Here is a 17,930-nt window from a genome sequence, read left to right as displayed (position 1 = left end):
TTATTGTTTTTAATTCGATCAAACATTAACGCGGAATTTACCCAGCTCGCTCGACTGTTCCCTCGTCGTTTTTGTCCTGCGTCCGGAAAGATAGCCTCTCTCGTGGCACGGACACCCATCGTCCTCTGCAAGTGTGCGCCATCTCCGGCCGTTCAGGCTCCGCCGCACCGAGGAACAGATGTCGAAGCCAGACCGCAACACAGAAGAGGGCCAGACCGGCGCCGGCGACGATGGCCGCGACGAACTGAAGAAGCTCTTCGACGCGATCGGTGAGCAGCTCTCCGATGCAGACCGGCGCCACGCCGCTGCTGTCGATGAAATGCAGAGTCGTGTTTCCGATCTGGCGCACGAGACTGAGGCGCTGCGCGAGCATATGCCGGAGCCATTCAGCGAAACGTTCGGCCGCATCGAAAAGGGTGTTGCTGATCTTGCGAAACGCCTCGCGGGTCAGAACGAGGAAACGACCGACGAACATTTCGCTCCGGAACCCGCAGCAGCGCGCGTTCCCGAACCCCCTCGCTTTTCGCTGGGTTTTAGCGGCGCTGAGCCAGACGTTTCAAACGTAGAGCGACGCCTCGACGCCGACGCTCCGTCCGGTGCGCATGCCATGTGGCTCGAAGATCGGTTTTCCGACATCGCCAAAGGCATCGAGCACGCGCTCGCGGAAATCAAACCGGACTCCGGCTGGAACCGCATCGGCGAGCGTTTCGATCATCTGGAGCAGCACATCACGAACGCTCTCGAAGGCGTTGCGATGCGCTCGGATCTCGGCGCCGTGCGATTGATTGAGGCGCACGTCGGCGAAGTTGTGAACCATCTCGCGGAAACGCATCAGCATCTGATGCGTCTCGACGTCATCGAGAAACAGCTCTCCACCATGTCGCAAATGCTCGGCCTCACGCCGGGCGGGCCGGAAGGCGCGGACATCTATCACGTAGCGAACTCGAACGAAGCCCGTCTGGATATCGAAGCCATTGCGCGCGCCGCAGCGGAACAGACTGCGCAGCGCGTAAGCGATATGGCTGCCAGCAAGGGCGCGGATGGATTGCGCCCGTTAATCGATCAGATGATCTCGGAATCCCGTGCGGGCCGGGAAAACACCGCGATGCATCTCGACACGCTTCAGGAAGCGATGATCCGCGTGCTCGATCGCATCGAGGCGATGGAGATCGGAAATCCCGCAGCGCCGCAGGTGGCTGAAGCGCCGCCAGCAAATCTGTTCAACCATCAGGACACGCTCGTCGAGCGCAATCCTCCAACTCTGTTGAGCGAGATCAGCGCTCCGATGTTCGGCGGCGGCGATACACTCCAGTTCGGTCCGGATGAACCGCGCGTAGGCTTGGCGCCTGTCGAGCAAGCGGACGTCAGCGAAAGCGCGGCCATCGCATACGATCCCACCGAACAGCGCCGGAGAGACTTCATCGCTGAAGCGCGCCGGGCAAAACTTCGTCTCGCGGCGAGCGATGATGAGATCGTTATCACAGCTCCAGGAGCCTCCGGCGCGTATGCGGCCGCGTCGGGCCAGCGCGGCCAAGGCGCCGAACCTGCTACGCCGCGACCGATCCGCCGCACGGCGGCAGCAGCTCCGGCAAAATCATCCGGCCCGAGCGCGCCGTCGCCGCTTCTTATCATTGTTGCCGTCGCGGTTCTGCTGATGCTGGGCGGGCTGTGGTTCATGTTGGGTGGCCGCTCGTCGAACCCATCCGCAGATCTCGCTCCGGCGCATAGCGATACCGATAGCAGCGGCGCGCGCTCAGATTCGTCAGGGGCAGCCGACACCCACGCAACGGATGCCGTTGCGCCGGATCGGAGAAGCGAACTGCCAGCAGAGAACGGTGACGCAATTACACCGACGAGAACGGGCGCCAGAACGACGCTTCCGATGCTCGGCGTCGCCGTCGACCTCGATAATCCCGTCACGAAATCCAGTTTGCAGCGGTCGGAGCGGCATCAGGCGATGGCTGCAATGTCGGGGCAATTGGGCGCCCACGCTGCGACGGGCAGTGACGCTGTCGTCGTACCCGCGTCGATGGTGCCGAGCGCAGCAGAAGTCGAAGGCGCGGGCAAAGCGATCGCGACCGTCGAGCCCACGCGGAACGGTCCGCTGGATCTTCCTGCTGCAACAGTCGGGCCGCTCTCGTTGCGCCTCGCCGCTGCCAACGGCGATCCGTCGGCGCAGTTCGAAGTCGGTTCAAGATTTGCCGAGGGCAAAGGAACGACGCAGAGCTTCAAGGACGCTGCGAAATGGTATCAGCGCGCCGCCGATCAGGGCTTTGCACCTGCGCAGTATCGGCTTGGAACGCTGTATGAGCGCGGCCTTGGTTTGAAGACGGATCGCGCAATGGCATCGCAATGGTATCTCCGCGCCGCAGAGGCCGGTAACGTCAAGGCAATGCACAATCTTGCTGTGCTCAGCGCAAACCAGACCGAAGGCTCGCCTGATTACACGACGGCCGCGCAATGGTTCGAGCAAGCTGCCGAGCGTGGCCTCGCCGACAGTCAATTCAATCTCGCCGTGCTCTATGAAAACGGCTTGGGCGTGAAGCGTGACTTGAAACAGGCGTTCATGTGGCTGTCTCTCGCCGCGCATGGCAAAGACACGGAAGCTGGCAAGCGCCGCGATATTCTTCGCGGTAAGATGACGGCCGAAGAACTCACGATGGCGGTGTCTATGGCTGCGTCGTGGCAACCGAAGGCGGTCGATCGCAATGTCAACGATCCCCGCACCGCGGGCGAAGCCTGGAAAAAGAACCCTGAAAACGGTATGAGCGGCTAACGGCGCCGCTCGACCGAGCGCCGAAGCGGGCTTGCCGTAACGGGCGCTTTGGTGTCCCTTAATCGCGCGCAGTCTCGTTCGATTGGGAACCTACCGTGTCAACTATAAGCCAGGAATGACTCTCTATCTTCCGATAGCCGAAATGCCGGTATCGGTGGGCGTCTATTTGGCGCTCGGCGCGGCCGTAGGCTTCATGTCCGGATTGTTCGGAGTGGGTGGCGGGTTCCTGCTGACACCGCTGCTGACGTTCCTCGGCATACCCCCCGCCGTCGCCGTCGCAACCTGCAACGCACACGTCGTTGCCTCTTCGGTGTCCGGCGCGGTGACGCATTACCGCCGCAACAACGTCGACGTCAAAATGGGCACCGTCATGCTCTCGGCGGGCGTGGTCGGCACGATTATCGGCGTTGAGGTCGTCCGCCTGCTTCGCAAAGCGGGCATGTTCGAGCTCGTCGTTTCACTCGCCTATGTCACGTTTCTCGGCGCCGTCGGCACGCTGATCCTGATAGAGGGCCTGCAGGCAAGGCGCCGCTCAAAGGCGACGGGCGGCTCCTCCACGCCGCGAAAGTCCGGCCAACACAGCTGGGTCGATGGCTTGCCGTTCAAGATGCGCTTCCAGCGCTCGAAGCTCTACATCAGCGCCGTACCAGCGGTGGTGATCGGCATGTTCGTCGGCTTTCTTTCCGCAATCATGGGACTTGGCGGCGGCTTCATTCTCATCCCGGCGATGATTTACATTCTGCGCATGCCGACTGCGGTCGTCGTTGGAACGTCGCTGTTTCAAATCGTCTTCACGGCGGCCGTTGCAACGGTTCTGCACGCCACACAGAATAACACCGTCGATATCGTCTTGGCCGCCATTCTTCTTGTTGGCGGTGTGATCGGCGCACAGGTGGGCACCATGGCGGGCGATAAGCTTCGGGGCGAGGAGATGCGCATTCTGCTAGGCGTGCTGGTCGTCATCGTCGCCATTCGCATGGGCTTCGATCTGGTTGCGATACCGAGCGATCTTTATTCGCTCGGTTCGCTGAAAGGATCGTGATGCGCCGCTGGTCCTTCGCCATCGTATCGCTCATGCTTTTAACCCCGGGCGGTTCGCTAGGTCAGGCGGCTGCCGGTGCGCCCGAAGGCATCGAATCGGACGCATCCACCCGCCAAGTCGCCATCACCTCCAGTTTCACCGGAACAGAAATTCTGGTCTTCGGAACGGTCGAGAATAGCGTTCAGGAGAGCCCTGAAGCAGGCACGTACGACATCGCCGTCGTTGTCGAAGGTATGCCGCAACCCGCAATTGTCCGAAGAAAAGCGCGCGTCGGTGGCATTTGGATCAATGTGTCGTCCGTGCGTTTCGCCAATCTGCCGAGCTTCTATGCGATCGCATCCACGCGCCCCATCGACGAGTTTGCCTCCGCGGAACTGCTCGATGCGGAGGGGATCGGCTTCGATCACATCCCGATGAAGGTGACGCGTGTTGCCAGCGCCGGAGATGTGAAGTCGTACAAAGAGGCGTTCATCCGTTTGAAAACGGAGGAGGGGCTCTACGTCAAATCGAACTTCGGCGTGTCGTTCATCGGCCGCAGCCTGTTCCGCTCCACCATCGCGTTGCCACCGAATGTCCCGGTCGCACCGCTCACCGCACGCGTGTTTCTCTTCAAGGATGGCAAACTTCTCGGCCGCTCGAAAAGCACGGTGATGCTCGAACGGGAGGGCCTCGAGCGCTACTTGCATTCGACGGCGTTTTCTCAGCCGTTGCTCTATGGCTTGGCGACCGTGCTGATGGCCGTCGCCGGGGGCTTGGCAGCAGCATTCGCGTTCCGCCGAACGGCCTGAGCGGCGCGTCAGTCGTCGCGAAGAAGTCGTGGTGCAACGGGGTAAAGACCCTCGTGACCCAGCATCCACACAGCCATTCCTTCCGCGCCGAACACAGGCTCGAACGCGAGATCGAGAATATTGAGCCCGCCCGTATATGCGCCGAACGCGGGCATCACGAGCCTCAGCCCATTGCCAACGAAGCACGGACGTCTGAGCGAGGTTCCGTTGAGCACCAGCCGAGCGGCCGGATGGAAATGTCCCGCGATCTCGTGTGTCGTTGCGCCAGGGCTCGGCTCATGCCTGAGCGTGATCCCCGCAACGGTCACTTCAGAAATGACGAAGCCAGCAAGAGCCCGGTCGATCTTGGGATCGTGGTTGCCGGTGATCCAGATCCAGTCTCGATCCTCCTGCAGCATGCGCAGGGATTCGATGTCGGACACGTCCATGCGCGCGGCACCGTCCACGTCGTGGAGGCTATCGCCAAGTGCGATGACCGTTTCCGGTTGGAACCTATCGATAAGCCGCGCCAGCCGCTGCAGCGTCTCACGCGTGTCATACGGCGGAAGCATCTGCCCGCGCGCCGCGAACGCTGATCCCTTCTCGAGATGGAGATCGGCGACGATCAGCGCACGTTCCTGCGGCCAGTAGAGCGCGCCCGACATATGCGCAACGAACGCCTTGCCGCAAATCGAGATATCCTGTTCGGCAAAATCTGCGAGCCCGATCCGCTCCGGCTTCAGCATTCCCATGTCTAGGTTTCCCCCATCGCTTCCTCTACGAGGATGTCGGCGGCCTCGCGCAATATGGCGTCGCGGGCTTGACCGGAAACGACTTCACGCCCGATCTCCAATAGTATCGGCACGGAGAGTGGTGACACGCGCGTGAGAGGTTGATGCCTGATTCGGTCACGCACGCGGGCCAGAAAGTCACCGAGCCGCCGGATATCCAGAAGCCCCGTGGCGGCGTCAGCCCACGCCGCTTCCAATAGAATGTGGTCCGGATCATGGCGCCGCAGAACGTCATAAATGAGATCGGTCGACATCGTCACCTGGCGACCGGATTTGACTTTGCCGGGATGCCGCCGCTCGATCAGCCCTGCGACGACGGCGGCGAGACGGAACGTCCGCTTCATCAAGTTGCTTTCCGCCAGCCAAGCATCGAGGTCGTCGCCCAGCATGTCTTCCGCGAACAGATCCGCGAGCGACAGCCGCCCATCCGCAATAAACGCGGAAATGTCACCCAGCCCCCAAACAGCAAGTGCGTAATCGTTCGCGACAAAGCCGAGCGGCCCCGCGCCAGCGCGCTCCAGCCGTCGGGTCAGCAGCATCCCTAGCGTTTGATGCGCCAACCGTCCCTCGAATGGATAAGCCACGAGAAAATGCCGACCTGCCCGCGGGAACGTCTCGATCAAGACCTCATCCGCAGCGGGAAGAACGGAGCGGTCCTTCTGCAACTCGAGCCAGTGGCTGACGGCTGGCGGCAATCCAGGCCATGCCGCCGGATCGGCAAGCATCGCGCGCACACGCGCTGCGAGATGCGTCGATAGCGGAAACTTGTTGCCGCCGTAGCTCGGCACCATCGGATCTTCGGCAGTCGTTCGCGAAACGAACACTTCCGTATCGCGCATGCCTTCAAAGCGCAGGATTTGCCCCGCGAACACGAACGTCGCGCCGCGCGGAAGCTGCTCCGCGAAGTATTCGTCCACTTCACCTAGAACCTTGCCGCCGATGTGGGTCCGGCTTTTGGCTCTGCGGGCCGAGACGAGGCGAACCTTCAGCATCGGAGAATCGACGATCGTGCCGACGTTCAAACGATACTGCTGCGCGAAACGCGGATGCGCGACGCGAAGCTTTCCGTCCTCGGTCGTCTTCAGCTTCGCGAAGCGTTCATACGTTCTGAGCGCATACCCGCCCGTCGAAACGAAAGCCACGGCACGATCGAATTGCTCACGTGACAAGCCCGCGTATGCCAAGGCCGAGCGGACTTCTGTGAACAGGTCGTCCGGGCGAAACGGCGCCTGACAGGCCATGCCGAGAATGTGCTGCGCCAGAACATCGAGCCCACCGGAGCGTGAGAGCACGGCATCCTGCGCACCCACCTCCGCCGCTTGCTGTGCCGCCCTGCATTCCAAAACCTCGAAACGGTTTCCGGGAACAAGAAGACCGCGCGACGGCTCATCCATCCTGTGATTGGCGCGGCCGATGCGTTGCAGAAAGCGGCTCGCGCCCTTCGGCGCTCCAAGATGAATCACCAGATCGACGTCGCCCCAGTCGATCCCCAGATCAAGCGTCGACGTCGCGACGACGGCCTTAAGTTTGCCCGAGGCCATCGCCGCTTCGACTTTCTTGCGCTGGGGCGCTTCGAGCGATCCGTGGTGCAGGCCGATCGGAAGATTGTCGTCGTTGATGCGCCAGAGTTCCTGAAACGCCACCTCTGCCTGAAGACGAGCATTGACGAAAACGAGCGTCAACTTGTGCGCGCGAATAGCCTCGTACACTTCGTGCATGGCATAGCGCGCGGTATGCCCGGACCACGGAATTTCGTCTTCGCTTTCGAGGATCGTGATCTCCGGCTTCGCTCCCCCCTCGACGGTGACGAGTTCAGAAAGAAGCGTCACGCGGTCGGGCTCGGTTTGTCCCACGAGGTAGCCACGCAATTCGCTCGGTCGCGCGACAGTTGCAGACAACCCAACCGTCCGCATGTTCGGCGCAAGAGTTCGAAGACGGGTGAGGTCGAGCGCCAATAGATCGCCGCGCTTGGAAGGCGCAAGCGCGTGCAGCTCGTCCAGAATGACGGTGTCGAGATCGGCAAAAAGGTACGGCGCGTCGGGATGGCTGAGCAGCAGCGCGATCTGCTCCGGCGTCGTCAACAGGATCTGCGGCGGCTTCACGCGCTGCCGCTGCCGCCGCGCGGCGGACGTATCGCCGGTCCGCGTCTCGGTACGGATGGAAAGCCCCATCTCGCTGATCGGCTGAATGAGATTGCGCTCCACGTCGGCGGCAAGCGCCTTCAGCGGCGAAACGTAGAGCGTGAAAAGCCCCGCCCCGACTTTCTTTTTCCCCTTCGCTTGCAGCGAAACGAGGCTCGGGAGAAATCCGGCGAGTGTTTTGCCAGCGCCTGTCGGCGCGATCAGCAGCGTCGATGCCCGGCGGTTGGCCGCGTCCAGCAGCGCAAGCTGATGTGGGCGTGGCGTCCATCCTCGACGCTTGAACCAAGCCGATATTTCTTGCGGAAGAGCGGGAGCACTTCCAACCGAAGGTTGGCGTCCCGGTTTTGCACTTCGCGGCTTGGACTTCGTTACAGGCATGACGACACGGAGAACGCGCTACAATCCCCGATGGTTCTCGACCCTCGGCTCTGATCAGGCGCGTAACCTATACCAGCAATCGCCAAGGTGGTGTCCCTCGCTGGTCGTCTAAAGGGCAGTGCGAGCCCACTGGTCGGCTTTCGTGCCGCGTAGCGCCGAGAGATCGCTCAAGCCCCTGCGGCGCAGTTCCTGCGCAAGATACGACTTGATCTCGCCGATCAACCCCGGCCCACGATAGACGAGCCCGGTGTACACCTGCAGAAGCGTGGCTCCGGCCTCGATCTTGGCAAGCGCCGTCTCGCCACTGTCAATGCCGCCAATGCCGATCAGCGGAACGCGCCCGCCCGTCGCCTCATAGACGCGAGCCAGCATGCTTGTTGCGCGGCGAAAAACCGGTGTGCCGGATAGACCGCCAGCTTCGCCAGCCGAGCTGTCTTTAAGCCCGTCGCGCGCAAGTGTCGTGTTGGAGACAGCGATGCCATCGACGTTGTGAGCCAGAAGCCGTTCGCACACCGGCGCAACGTCGTCGGTTGCGATGTCAGGCGCAATCTTGACGATGATCGGACGCTGAATTCCGCCCTGCGCAACGACGCGGGCGCGCGCTTCCATCACGCGCGAAAGAAGTTCGTCAAGCGCGGCCGGCGCCTGCAAGTCACGCAGTCCGGGCGTGTTCGGAGATGAAATGTTGACCGTGAAGTAGCTCGCCACGGAGCTGAATGTGATGATGCCCGAAACGTAGTCCTCGGTCCGGTCCGCGCTGTCCTTGTTCGCGCCGACGTTGACCCCGACGATGCCGGGCCGCGAGCCTCTGGCCTCAAGACGGCGGAGTGCTGCGGCATGGCCGCCGTTGTTGAAGCCCAGCCTATTGATCAGTGCGCGGTCGCTTACCAGTCGGAAGACGCGCGGTTTCGGATTGCCCGGCTGCGGCTGCGGCGTAACGGTTCCAATTTCCGCGAAGCCGCATCCCATAGCCAGAACGGCGTCCGCAACGCGGGCGTCCTTGTCGTAACCGGCGGCAATGCCTACCGGATTGGCAAAATCGAGCCCGAAGACCGTTTGCCTGAGACTTCGATCGTCGCGTCCGAGTGCCCGAGGATGGACCCCACATTCGAGCGCCTTGATAGTCGCTTCGTGCGCGTCTTCGGGTGAAAGAGCAAACAACGCCGGCCGCGCCAGGCTGTAAAGAGTGGTCAACATCCGCTTCAAGTTTCTTCCGTCAATTCAATGCCGTCACGACCTCTCTTGAGCGGCCGGTGCCAAAGCGCTTTCGATATTGGAAGAGCGCCGTAATAGTGGGGAAACAGCGCGCCGCCGCGAGAAGCTTCCCACTTCAATTCAGGTGCAAGCGACTGTTCCTCAAATGCTATGAGAACGAGGTCATTCTGGCCACTGAAATGTTTATCTAATGTACCTTGAAGCTGCTCTTTCGAAGAGAGGTGGATGAAGCCGTCGCGAACGTCATCCGGCGAGCCCAAAAAAAGCCCCGCGGCTGCGGCCGCATTCCATTCCGAAGCTCTGGCAATCTTGTAAACGATGTGGTTCATGCGTGCCCGCGGTCGATGGCTTATGTCATTCCTGTAGGACGAAGTGATCACCTGACCCAGTGGCGCGGTTATCGGAACGTTGCTATCACGAACGTATATTCGCACAACCGCATTCATACCGCCCGCTGGTATTGCTGAAGGGCGACGCCAGAGGAAGGCGATGAGGTAAAGGTTCAATTCGTGTATCCAACTGCGTCTCTCAGCATTGCAGAGCTGTTCTCTCGACCTTTCCTTTTGAATGTTCCGATATTTCAGCGGCCGTATTCGTGGGGACGGGAAGAGGCGGAGCATCTGCTTGACGACCTGATCGAGGCCGGAGGCATCGGCACCGAGGGTGCCAGGCCGCACGACTATTTTCTCGGCGCGATCCTTTTGATGGACACGCCCGGAAACGAGACGCGCAAGCTCTCCGCCAAGATGACTGCGCGCGAATTCGACGTTATCGACGGCCAGCAACGGATCGTGACGTTGATGACGTTGCTAGCCGTCCTGCGCGATCTTGAGGAAGATCCGCGCAAGCCTGTCGGCAAGAAAATAAAGACGATGCTCGTCGCGCAGCGCGGCGGCCGCTTCTTCCGGTCTGAGCGCCTGCGCCTACATTTGGCCGGACGCGATCGCCCCGTCTTTGAAGAGAAAGTCATGCGGCCCAAAGCCGCGGACGACTTCGTTGAGAGCGATACGGAAGCCGCGTCCGGAAATGCGCTGCTGGAGGTGCGCGACCGCTATCGCACGCTGCTCTCCGAGCTGTCCGGCTCGGCACGCGCAGATCTCGCGGCCTTCGTCGCCGATCGCTGCCACGTCGCGGTGATTGTCGGCAACGATATCGATCGGGCGCATCAAGTCTTCGTGGTCTTGAACGAACGCGGCAAACGCCTCCAGCGCAACGACATCATCAAGTCCGACATTTTGAGCCGCATCTCAGGAGGCGAGATGGCTTGGGCGGCTCAGAATTGGGATGAAATCAGCGCCGCGCTGGGCGACGATTTCGAAGCCTTCTTCGGCCACTTGCGCACGATCTTCGGTTACGCGCGACTGCAAATCGTGACCGGTGTGCGAACCCTGATAGATGAGCAGGGCGGCGCCGAAACGTTCTTCAAGACGATCTTTATTCCGTACGCAAAAGCCTACGTGCTGATCCGAAAAAACGGGGCGGAAGAACTGCCGCTCGAAATGCAGCGCACGCTGCAGTATCTCAATCGACTGCCAGATGCCGATTGGGCCCCGGCCGCCATTCTCGCGTTGAAGAACTGGCAGCAGGAACCTGAGCACGCGGCGTTCCTGCTCCGCGAGATCGAGCGTTTCGCAATGCTTCTACGGCTGCTTTGCGCGGGCTCCGGCAAGCGCGTGCGCCGCTTCGCAGACCTCATCAAAGTCATCCGCACCGGCGCCCCCATCTCAATCTCTCATCCCGTTCTACAGTTGACGCGCGATGAAATGCGGAGCGTCGCCTTCCATCTCCGCGACCTTCACAAACGCAATCCAAAAATCTGTCGTTTGTTGCTATTGCGGCTCAGCGATGAGCTTGGAGATTCGGCGCTAGGCGTCGATCCCGATATCTACACGATCGAGCATGTGCTGCCGCAGCGACCCTCGGCGACGAGCGTTTGGAGGCATTGGATTCCAAGCAGCGAAGAGCGCTCCGAGTTGATAGAAAACCTCGGCAACCTCGTTCTCATCACGCAAAAAGAGAACGATCGTGCGCGCAATGCCTCTTGGGCCGAGAAGCGCGAAATCTACGGCAATGGATCAGGCGCGGCGCCGCTACTCGCCATCACGCGTGATGTGCTTGGCGAAAACGAATGGCGTCGCGATCAGATCGAGCAGCGCGAGCACCGCTTGATCGGCATGATGGAAAAAATCTGGCGCATCGACATCCTGTCGCAAAAGCCGGCGCCGCGCGTGTCTGCACCCGTTGCACAGCAGAAGATCGCGCGCCTCGTCTAAGGCGTGGGGTGGATCAGCTTCCCAGTTCGCCGTTCAACGCTTTCGCAATCAACGCACGCGTTTCGGGGATTCCATAGAGCGCAATGAACGTGCCGAGCCGTGGACCGCGCTCCTGCCCTAGCAGAACCTCGTAGATCGCCTGGAACCAGTCGAGCTTCACGCCCGGCCCGCCGTTAGGTCCAACCTTCGTCGTATCCTGATAGCGGGGTATTGCGCGCCCAACGTCCAGCAGCGCGTTCTGAATGAAATTGCTGTCGGCGTCCGTTGGCAGAGACGCGAGTGTTTCATCGAGCGCCTTCAACGCGCCGACCTCAACCTCGTCCGGCGCACGGAACTTCTTCGTCGGCCTGACGAACTGATCGAAATAGCGAACAGCGCGATCGGAGAGACGATCGAGGATCGGATTGTTTTCAGGCGTTGCACCGGGCGAATAGCGCCGCAGGAATCCCCACAGCACGTCCTTGTTTTCCGCGTTCGACACCGACACGAGATTGAGCAGCAGACCGAATGTGATCGGCAACTCAGGTGCGGGCGGCTGACCCGTGTGAATATGCCAAACGGGATTGTCGAGTTGCTGCTTTGCTTCCTGTCCCGGATAGGCGGAGAGAAACTGCAGATACTCGTCCACCGCGCGCGGGATCACATCGAAATAAAGCTTCTTGGCGCTCTTGGGCTTCTGGAACATGAACAGCGATAGGCTTTCCGGCGAAGCGTAGGTCAGCCACTCTTCAATCGTCAGGCCGTTACCGCGCGACTTGGAAATCTTCTCGCCGTTCTGATCGAGAAAGAGTTCGTAGTTGAAGCCTTCGGGCGGCGTACCGCCAAGCGCCTTGCAGACCTTCGACGAAAGCGTGACGCTGTCGATCAAATCCTTGCCGGCCATTTCGTAATCGACGCCGAGCGCCGTCCAGCGCATCGCCCAGTCCGCCTTCCACTGACACTTGACGCGTCCGCCCGTGACGAGTGTTTCGATCTTCTCGCCTGTTTCGGGATCCGCGTAAGTAATCGTTCCAGCCGCGACGTCGCGCGCGATCATCGGCACTTGCAGCACCTTTCCAGTCCGTTCGGAAACGGGAAGGAACGGTGAATAGGTCGCCTGCCGCTCCGGCCCAAGCGTCGGCAGGATGATGTCCATCACCTTGTCGTAAGCCGCGAGCATCTTGAGTAGCGTCTCGTCGAACAGCCCCGACTTGTAGCACTGGCTTGCCGAATAGAACTCGTACTCGAAGCCGAAGCGATCGAGAAAATCGCGCAGCATCGCGTTGTTGTGATGCGCAAAACTTTCGAACTTACCGAACGGATCCGGCACCTGCGTCAGCGGCTTGTCCAGATACTGCTGCAGCATCTCCTGGTTGGGAACGTTCGTTGGAACCTTGCGCAGTCCGTCCATGTCATCGGAAAAACAAATGAGATGCGTCTTGCGCTCGCCGCCCGTCAGCAGTTCGAACGCGCGCCGTACCATCGTCGTGCGCGCCACCTCTCCGAACGTGCCGATATGCGGCAACCCCGACGGGCCATAGCCGGTTTCGAACAGCACCGTCTTGTCATTGCCGCCCGGTAGACGTTCGAGCCGCTTGATCAGCCTGCGCGCTTCTTCGAATGGCCAAGCCTTGGAATTGGCGCTGGCGGCGGTGTGATCTGCTGAAAAAACAGGCGTGGTCATTGCGGGCTATTGCTGCTTTACGGTCTGGTTATGGGAGAAGGGAACTGCCGGACGAAAGGCGCTTAGCCCTCAGAAGGGCTGGCAACCGTGGGCGCACCGTAGGAGCAGCGGGGAGGGGCGTCAACGGACGCTGTCGAGCCCCAAAACAAATGCCGCAACGGCGTCGGCCGCCTCAGCAAGGTTACCTTTACGCGTGAAGCCGGATGCGCCGCGCGGACCAAAATCATGGTCGCCATCGCCGATCCAGCGAAATGCGATCGATGAAGAGAGGGTCATAGCCTCAATTTCACTCTGATTGCCGAAAGGATCGCGTTCGCCCTGCACGATGAGCGCTGGCGTTTTGAGCGAGACGAGGTGATCGGTGCGAAGCGCTTCAGGCTTCCCTGGCGGATGAAACGGGTATCCGAGACATACGAGACCCGCGATTTGGCGCTGATCGTAAAGATCGTCCGCGATCATGCTCGCAACGCGCCCGCCCATCGATTTGCCGCCGATAACGATGGTTTGCGCACCGTTCGCTTGCTGCGCAATTTCGCGCACCACATCGAGGTATTCCGGGAACAATTTTTCCATGCGCGGAGGCGGTCGCCGTTTCCCCCCGTCGCGACGTTGCTCCATGTAAGCGAATTCAAAGCACGTAACCCTTAAGCCCCGCGCACCGAGAAGTTCGGACATCGCCGCAAAAAAGGGCGAGGAAACGCCAGCTCCCGCCCCGTGGGCCAGAATAAGATGGTAGGGCGCGGACGCAGGCCCCGCCTCGATTTTGAACGTCAACCGCAACTCCTAATGGCCGTCAGATGGGGATAATTATGGTACTCCGGTATCACATCGCGCCGCCGGGAAAGCGGCCCGCAGGTCACGATTTTGTTCGGAGTCGGAATTTCGCCCGAGAGTGGAGTATAACGGCTCAGACATGAAGCAAAGGCGGGATAGGGCATGAAGGCCGCAAGGCTGTTCGCGTCGCCATTCGTTCTATGCTTGATCGGGTTCGGCCTGGTCGAGGGCGGCGGCGTGTGGCCCGTCGCACCTGCATTTGCGGATCAGCAAAAATCCGCGTCGACGCCTGAACCGAAGCCCGCTTCGCCAGCAGATACAAAACCGGCCGCTGAGACCGCAACGGACGCATCGGCGTCGGATTCAAGTCTTCCGGGGTTCGTTCCGCAGAATCACAGTCTGTCCTTCGGAAGCGAGGGTGACGGCAGCGAGGAACCAGACGGCAAAGCTGCTTCCGAATCCGACGCCAAACCTGGGTCGTCCGGATCGACACAGCGCGCCATTTCGATTGAAGTCGAGCCTATCCCGTCAGAGACAGCGAGCGTCGGCAAAGACGAAACGCTGCCCGAGTGGCCGGAATTCGTCGGTGCGAAGAATCTTTTCGGCAAAGCGAAGAAGCCAGCGCCGATGGCCGCGCGCGCAATCGGTTACTACTCACGCGGATGCCTGTCCGGGGCTGTGCCGCTGCCGATCGACGGACCCGCTTGGCAAGAGATGCGGCTGTCGCGCAATCGAAATTGGGGTCATCCGTCCTTAATCGCACTCGTCAAGAAGTTGGCGATCGAATCCCAGAAGGAAGATGGCTGGCCCGGCCTTCTCGTGGGAGACATTTCGCAACCGCGCGGCGGCCCGATGCTGACCGGACACGCCAGCCATCAAGTCGGTCTCGACGCCGACATCTGGCTCACGCCGATGCCCAACCGGCGCCTTTCCTACAAGGAGCGCGAAGAGCTCGAGGCAACATCGATGCTCGACAAGACGGGCGTTGCCGTCGATCCCAAAGTTTTCACCGGCGGACAGGCGGCGCTCATCAAGCGCGCGGCGTCCTATCCCGAGGTCGAGCGGATATTCGTCCACCCGGCGATCAAAAAGGCCCTATGCGAAGGCGCGGGAACGGATCGGTTGTGGCTCAGCAAGGTGCGTCCGTACTATGGGCACTACTATCATTTCCACATCCGCACGAAATGCCCGCCCGATTTCGCGGGCTGCAAACCGCAATTCCCGACGACGAACGAGGATGGCTGCGGCAAGGAAGTCGACTGGTGGCTGTCCAGAGTGATCCCTGCGAAAACGCCAGCCGTACCGCCGCCGGTCGCTGAGAAACCCGGCATCAAACTGAAGCCGCCGAAGCCGCCTTTGATGTTGTCGGAGCTTCCGAGCGAATGTCGCGCGCTGCTCGCCTCTAAACCGGATCCCGTGACAGTTCCGAAGGCCGCCTTGTTGACTCACGTTGCCGTTAAGAAGGCGCTCGCTCAAGCAGCGGCGGCGCGGCTGGCCTTCGCAAAGGCCACTGGGCTAGTTCCGGCCAATGCCCATGAAGCAGCGAAAAGTCCTGCGCTGCGGCCGCATATCGACCACACGGTCTCTGCGGACAAGAACAAGAAGAAATAGCACGCCGCGATCGACTGAATGTCCAATCGCGGCGCGTAGGGTATGAACGGCCCGGCGGATTTAGTCGTTAGACCCCGCCGCGGGCATCGGGCAGGCGATGCCCGTTCCGCGCAGCCCGCAGTATCCATTCGGAACCTTCGCCAAATACTGCTGGTGATACTCCTCAGCGAGAAAGACGTCGCCCGCCTCTTCGATCTCGGTCGTGATACCGCCGTAACCTTTGGCGGCAATCGCGGCCTCGTAAACGCGCTTCGATGCCATCGCAGTCGCGAATTGCTCAGGCGTGGTCGTGTAGATCGCGGAGCGATACTGCGTCCCGACGTCGTTACCTTGACGGAAACCTTGCGTCGGGTCGTGCGCCTCCCAAAAGGTCTGCAACAACCGCTCATACGGCAGGACCTTCGGGTCGAACACGACAACGACAACCTCGGTATGCCCGGTTCTGCCGGTGCACACCTCGTCATAGGTCGGGTTCGGCGTGAAGCCTCCGGCATACCCCGGCGCGGTGATCCAGATGCCGTCGCCGAGTTGCCAGAAAAGCCGCTCCGCGCCCCAGAAGCACCCCAGCCCAAACACCGCCGTTTCGAGACCCTCGGGGTAAGGGCCGTGTAGCGGGCGCGAGAACAGGTAGTGCTCAGCGGACGCGGGCAAGATCGGCGTCGCACGGCCCTTGGGGGCGGCGTCAGCCGAAGGCATCGCGATGCGGGATTTTGCGAACATGGCGGTTCGATCCTGTGCTGGAAAACGGATGATCTCTATACGCGGCGCCGAGCGCTGACGTTTCAGCGAAAGCGCGGAATTCGAACCGGGACCCGCCGTCAGTAATCGTTGACGAAGATGCGAACGCGCCGCCGCGGGCGGCCAAGATACCCGGCTCCGATGGCCAGCAGCAGAAAGATCAGCGAGGCCGGAAGAGACATCAACGTCGTCAGAAATGGATCCCAGGCACCCGACGCAATGGACCGGCTGACAATGCGTTCCAGCCCCTCCACAAATGACGGCGCGTACATATCCAGATACCGAAGCAGAGAGACGCCCAGCACCGATCCGTCGCTACCCGCGGGACGGGAAATATCCGCGGCAAATGCAATCAACGCGAACAGCGCGAAGAGTGCGGCGAGGAAACGGAGCATCAGCCGTGGCCGCGTTTCAGGGTTGATGACTGCAAGAAGTAGTGCGGCAAAACAGGCGACAGTGGCGATCCGTATGAGCCAGGGCTCCGGGGCTTCGCCCGTCGTGTGCCAAAGCCAGCCAGCAATGGCCGCGGCGCTGAGCGACAAAAGAGCGAAGAATTTGAAGAGCCGGGCGCTGGTCATTAAGCAGCATATCCTGTGAGCTGGTCCATTTCTGTGGCTGCGCGTCGCTGGGGTCAAGAGCCGTCCGACTGCACGGGAGGCGTTGCGCTTCGGGCGGCGATGCGTATAGTGCGCTGCTTCGCGGAGGGGTGGCCGAGTGGTTGAAGGCGCTCGCCTGGAACGCGTGTGGGCTCGAAAGGGTCTCGTGGGTTCGAATCCCACCCCCTCCGCCAATCTTCTTCACACAGCGCACACCGGCGCTGAGCGTCTGATCGCAGGTTTCAAGCAATCATAGTTGGTGACTACGCGACATCCTCGACCTGATCGAGGTATGCGCCATACCCTTCCGCTTCCATGGCTTCGCGCGGGACGAAACGCAGTGACGCGGAATTGATGCAGTAACGCAGCCCGCCCCGATCGCGCGGCCCATCCGGAAACACATGCCCGAGGTGGCTGCCACCATGCGTCGAACGTACTTCCGTTCGAACCATGCCATGCGAAATGTCGCTCAATTCGCTGACGTTGGCCGCCTCGATCGGCTTCGTAAAGCTCGGCCAGCCGCAGCCCGATTCAAACTTGTCGGACGACGCGAACAACGGCTCGCCGGATACGATGTCGACGTAGATCCCAGATCGCTTGTTATCGAGGTATTCGCCGGTTCCCGGACGCTCCGTCCCGCTCTGCTGCGTCACGCGATATTGTTCCGGTGTAAGCCGCGCAATGGCGTCCGGATCACGCGTATAGGTCGTCATGAGAGTACCTCGCAGTCGGTGGTAGGGAGTGTGGATACGTTCGGATCGTCCGAAAGGTTACATAATCCGCAGCCCGATAAAAATCCTGCTTAGGCCCTATCGGAAGAACTCGATAAAGAATTCGGCATCCTCCGAAGGGCGGATGTGATGAACCTGTTGGGGTTCGATGATCCCGGGCGAGCCGGGTCGCAATTCGACTTGCTCGGCGCCTTCAACAAAATACTGAACAGTGCCTTTCACCACTTTCAGCTGCGCCCATACACCAGCCTTTGTCGTGTGGTTCGCGAGCAAACCAGCGGGAACCGTCTGTGCGGTGAACACCGCGGTTGTTCGATACAGGGATACGTTCTCCGGCAATACAGCCATTTGCACTCCCAAGCGCCTCAAAAACGGCGGCGCACGCGCAACGGATTTCAACCCGCCAATTTAACAGCAACCTGATTTCATTGAGC

General features: G+C 60.9%; 15 protein-coding genes and 1 tRNA gene. 6 read left to right on the top strand and 10 right to left on the bottom strand.

The annotated features are described in order from the left end of the window. The first annotated feature begins 178 nt into the window (after window positions 1–178). The 3 genes from DLM45_RS04670 to DLM45_RS04660 all read left to right on the top strand — a co-directional run bounded on the left by DLM45_RS04670 (window position 179) and on the right by DLM45_RS04660 (window position 4,606). A complete protein-coding gene (locus DLM45_RS04670) occupies window positions 179–2,776 on the top strand; it encodes a tetratricopeptide repeat protein (protein WP_181335855.1) in 2,598 nt (865 codons plus the stop codon). A gap of 115 nt (window positions 2,777–2,891) precedes the next feature. Continuing rightward, window positions 2,892–3,818 carry a sulfite exporter TauE/SafE family protein gene (locus DLM45_RS04665; protein WP_181335853.1) on the top strand — a complete coding sequence of 309 codons (927 nt, stop codon included), beginning with the start codon at window positions 2,892–2,894 and terminating at the stop codon, window positions 3,816–3,818. Beyond that, window positions 3,818–4,606 carry a TIGR02186 family protein gene (locus DLM45_RS04660; RefSeq protein WP_181335851.1) on the top strand — a complete coding sequence of 263 codons (789 nt, stop codon included), beginning with the start codon at window positions 3,818–3,820 and terminating at the stop codon, window positions 4,604–4,606. The genes DLM45_RS04665 and DLM45_RS04660 overlap by 1 nt, the downstream gene beginning before the upstream one ends. A gap of 8 nt (window positions 4,607–4,614) precedes the next feature. Here DLM45_RS04660 and pdeM read toward each other — a convergent pair whose 3' ends face one another. The 4 genes from pdeM to DLM45_RS04640 all read right to left on the bottom strand — a co-directional run bounded on the left by pdeM (window position 4,615) and on the right by DLM45_RS04640 (window position 9,439). Continuing rightward, window positions 4,615–5,337 carry a ligase-associated DNA damage response endonuclease PdeM gene (pdeM, locus tag DLM45_RS04655; protein ID WP_181335850.1) on the bottom strand — a complete coding sequence of 241 codons (723 nt, stop codon included), beginning with the start codon at window positions 5,335–5,337 and terminating at the stop codon, window positions 4,615–4,617. A 2-nt stretch (window positions 5,338–5,339) separates the two neighbouring features. Then, on the bottom strand, window positions 5,340–7,895 hold the full coding sequence (locus DLM45_RS04650; RefSeq protein WP_181335848.1) for a ligase-associated DNA damage response DEXH box helicase: 2,556 nt from the start codon (window positions 7,893–7,895) through the stop codon (window positions 5,340–5,342). Between the two features lie 108 nt (window positions 7,896–8,003). Next, the gene (locus DLM45_RS04645; protein WP_181335846.1) at window positions 8,004–9,092 is read right to left on the bottom strand and encodes a quinone-dependent dihydroorotate dehydrogenase; all 1,089 of its coding nucleotides are present in this window, start codon (window positions 9,090–9,092) and stop codon (window positions 8,004–8,006) included. A gap of 5 nt (window positions 9,093–9,097) precedes the next feature. Continuing rightward, window positions 9,098–9,439, bottom strand: a complete 342-nt coding sequence (locus tag DLM45_RS04640) for a DUF952 domain-containing protein (protein WP_181335844.1) — start codon at window positions 9,437–9,439, stop codon at window positions 9,098–9,100. A 180-nt stretch (window positions 9,440–9,619) separates the two neighbouring features. Between DLM45_RS04640 and DLM45_RS04635 the strand changes: the two genes are divergently transcribed. Beyond that, window positions 9,620–11,383 (top strand): GmrSD restriction endonuclease domain-containing protein, encoded by a 1,764-nt coding sequence (locus DLM45_RS04635; RefSeq protein ID WP_181335842.1) that lies wholly within the window; start codon window positions 9,620–9,622, stop codon window positions 11,381–11,383. 13 nt (window positions 11,384–11,396) lie between these two features. Here the strand turns inward: DLM45_RS04635 and DLM45_RS04630 are convergent, their stop codons facing one another. Then, window positions 11,397–13,046, bottom strand: a complete 1,650-nt coding sequence (locus DLM45_RS04630; protein WP_181335840.1) for a lysine--tRNA ligase — start codon at window positions 13,044–13,046, stop codon at window positions 11,397–11,399. A 120-nt stretch (window positions 13,047–13,166) separates the two neighbouring features. Further along, entirely contained in the window at window positions 13,167–13,820 is a 654-nt protein-coding gene (locus tag DLM45_RS04625) for an alpha/beta fold hydrolase (protein ID WP_181335838.1), read from the bottom strand. A gap of 162 nt (window positions 13,821–13,982) precedes the next feature. Here DLM45_RS04625 and mepA point away from each other — a divergent pair, with 162 nt between their 5' ends. Then, on the top strand, window positions 13,983–15,431 hold the full coding sequence (gene mepA / locus DLM45_RS04620) for a penicillin-insensitive murein endopeptidase (RefSeq protein WP_181335836.1): 1,449 nt from the start codon (window positions 13,983–13,985) through the stop codon (window positions 15,429–15,431). Between the two features lie 60 nt (window positions 15,432–15,491). On the opposite strand, the gene msrA is transcribed toward mepA, so the two are convergent. Continuing rightward, a complete protein-coding gene (msrA, locus tag DLM45_RS04615; protein ID WP_181335835.1) occupies window positions 15,492–16,151 on the bottom strand; it encodes a peptide-methionine (S)-S-oxide reductase MsrA in 660 nt (219 codons plus the stop codon). 98 nt (window positions 16,152–16,249) lie between these two features. After that, the gene (locus DLM45_RS04610; RefSeq protein WP_181335833.1) at window positions 16,250–16,747 is read right to left on the bottom strand and encodes a hypothetical protein; all 498 of its coding nucleotides are present in this window, start codon (window positions 16,745–16,747) and stop codon (window positions 16,250–16,252) included. Window positions 16,748–16,869: 122 nt separating this feature from the next. Between DLM45_RS04610 and DLM45_RS04605 the strand changes: the two genes are divergently transcribed. Then, a tRNA-Ser gene (locus tag DLM45_RS04605) sits at window positions 16,870–16,959 on the top strand. A gap of 69 nt (window positions 16,960–17,028) precedes the next feature. Here DLM45_RS04605 and msrB read toward each other — a convergent pair. Both msrB and DLM45_RS04595 read right to left on the bottom strand, forming a co-directional pair. After that, entirely contained in the window at window positions 17,029–17,478 is a 450-nt protein-coding gene (msrB, locus tag DLM45_RS04600; RefSeq protein WP_181335831.1) for a peptide-methionine (R)-S-oxide reductase MsrB, read from the bottom strand. 96 nt (window positions 17,479–17,574) lie between these two features. Further along, window positions 17,575–17,844 carry a TehB family protein gene (locus DLM45_RS04595; RefSeq protein WP_181335829.1) on the bottom strand — a complete coding sequence of 90 codons (270 nt, stop codon included), beginning with the start codon at window positions 17,842–17,844 and terminating at the stop codon, window positions 17,575–17,577. Window positions 17,845–17,930 lie beyond the last annotated feature (86 nt).

This window comes from Hyphomicrobium methylovorum (genome assembly GCF_013626205.1).
Lineage (GTDB): Bacteria > Pseudomonadota > Alphaproteobacteria > Rhizobiales > Hyphomicrobiaceae > Hyphomicrobium_B > Hyphomicrobium_B methylovorum.
Note: the sequence above shows the minus strand (reverse complement) of the source record. Positions and strands in the feature narration are given on the sequence as shown.

Bases quoted from the DNA above. Each gene is read 5' to 3' on its own strand.
- DLM45_RS04595 (WP_181335829.1), bottom strand. From the start codon at position 17,844: ATGGCTGTATTGCCGGAGAACGTATCCCTGTATCGAACAACCGCGGTG.
- mepA (WP_181335836.1), top strand. From the start codon at position 13,983: ATGAAGGCCGCAAGGCTGTTCGCGTCGCCATTCGTTCTATGCTTGATC.
- pdeM (WP_181335850.1), bottom strand. From the start codon at position 5,337: ATGGGAATGCTGAAGCCGGAGCGGATCGGGCTCGCAGATTTTGCCGAA.
- DLM45_RS04660 (WP_181335851.1), top strand. From the start codon at position 3,818: ATGCGCCGCTGGTCCTTCGCCATCGTATCGCTCATGCTTTTAACCCCG.
- DLM45_RS04670 (WP_181335855.1), top strand. From the start codon at position 179: ATGTCGAAGCCAGACCGCAACACAGAAGAGGGCCAGACCGGCGCCGGC.
- msrA (WP_181335835.1), bottom strand. From the start codon at position 16,151: ATGTTCGCAAAATCCCGCATCGCGATGCCTTCGGCTGACGCCGCCCCC.
- msrB (WP_181335831.1), bottom strand. From the start codon at position 17,478: ATGACGACCTATACGCGTGATCCGGACGCCATTGCGCGGCTTACACCG.
- DLM45_RS04650 (WP_181335848.1), bottom strand. From the start codon at position 7,895: ATGCCTGTAACGAAGTCCAAGCCGCGAAGTGCAAAACCGGGACGCCAA.
- DLM45_RS04640 (WP_181335844.1), bottom strand. From the start codon at position 9,439: ATGAACCACATCGTTTACAAGATTGCCAGAGCTTCGGAATGGAATGCG.
- DLM45_RS04630 (WP_181335840.1), bottom strand. From the start codon at position 13,046: ATGACCACGCCTGTTTTTTCAGCAGATCACACCGCCGCCAGCGCCAAT.
- DLM45_RS04610 (WP_181335833.1), bottom strand. From the start codon at position 16,747: ATGACCAGCGCCCGGCTCTTCAAATTCTTCGCTCTTTTGTCGCTCAGC.
- DLM45_RS04665 (WP_181335853.1), top strand. From the start codon at position 2,892: ATGACTCTCTATCTTCCGATAGCCGAAATGCCGGTATCGGTGGGCGTC.
- DLM45_RS04645 (WP_181335846.1), bottom strand. From the start codon at position 9,092: ATGTTGACCACTCTTTACAGCCTGGCGCGGCCGGCGTTGTTTGCTCTT.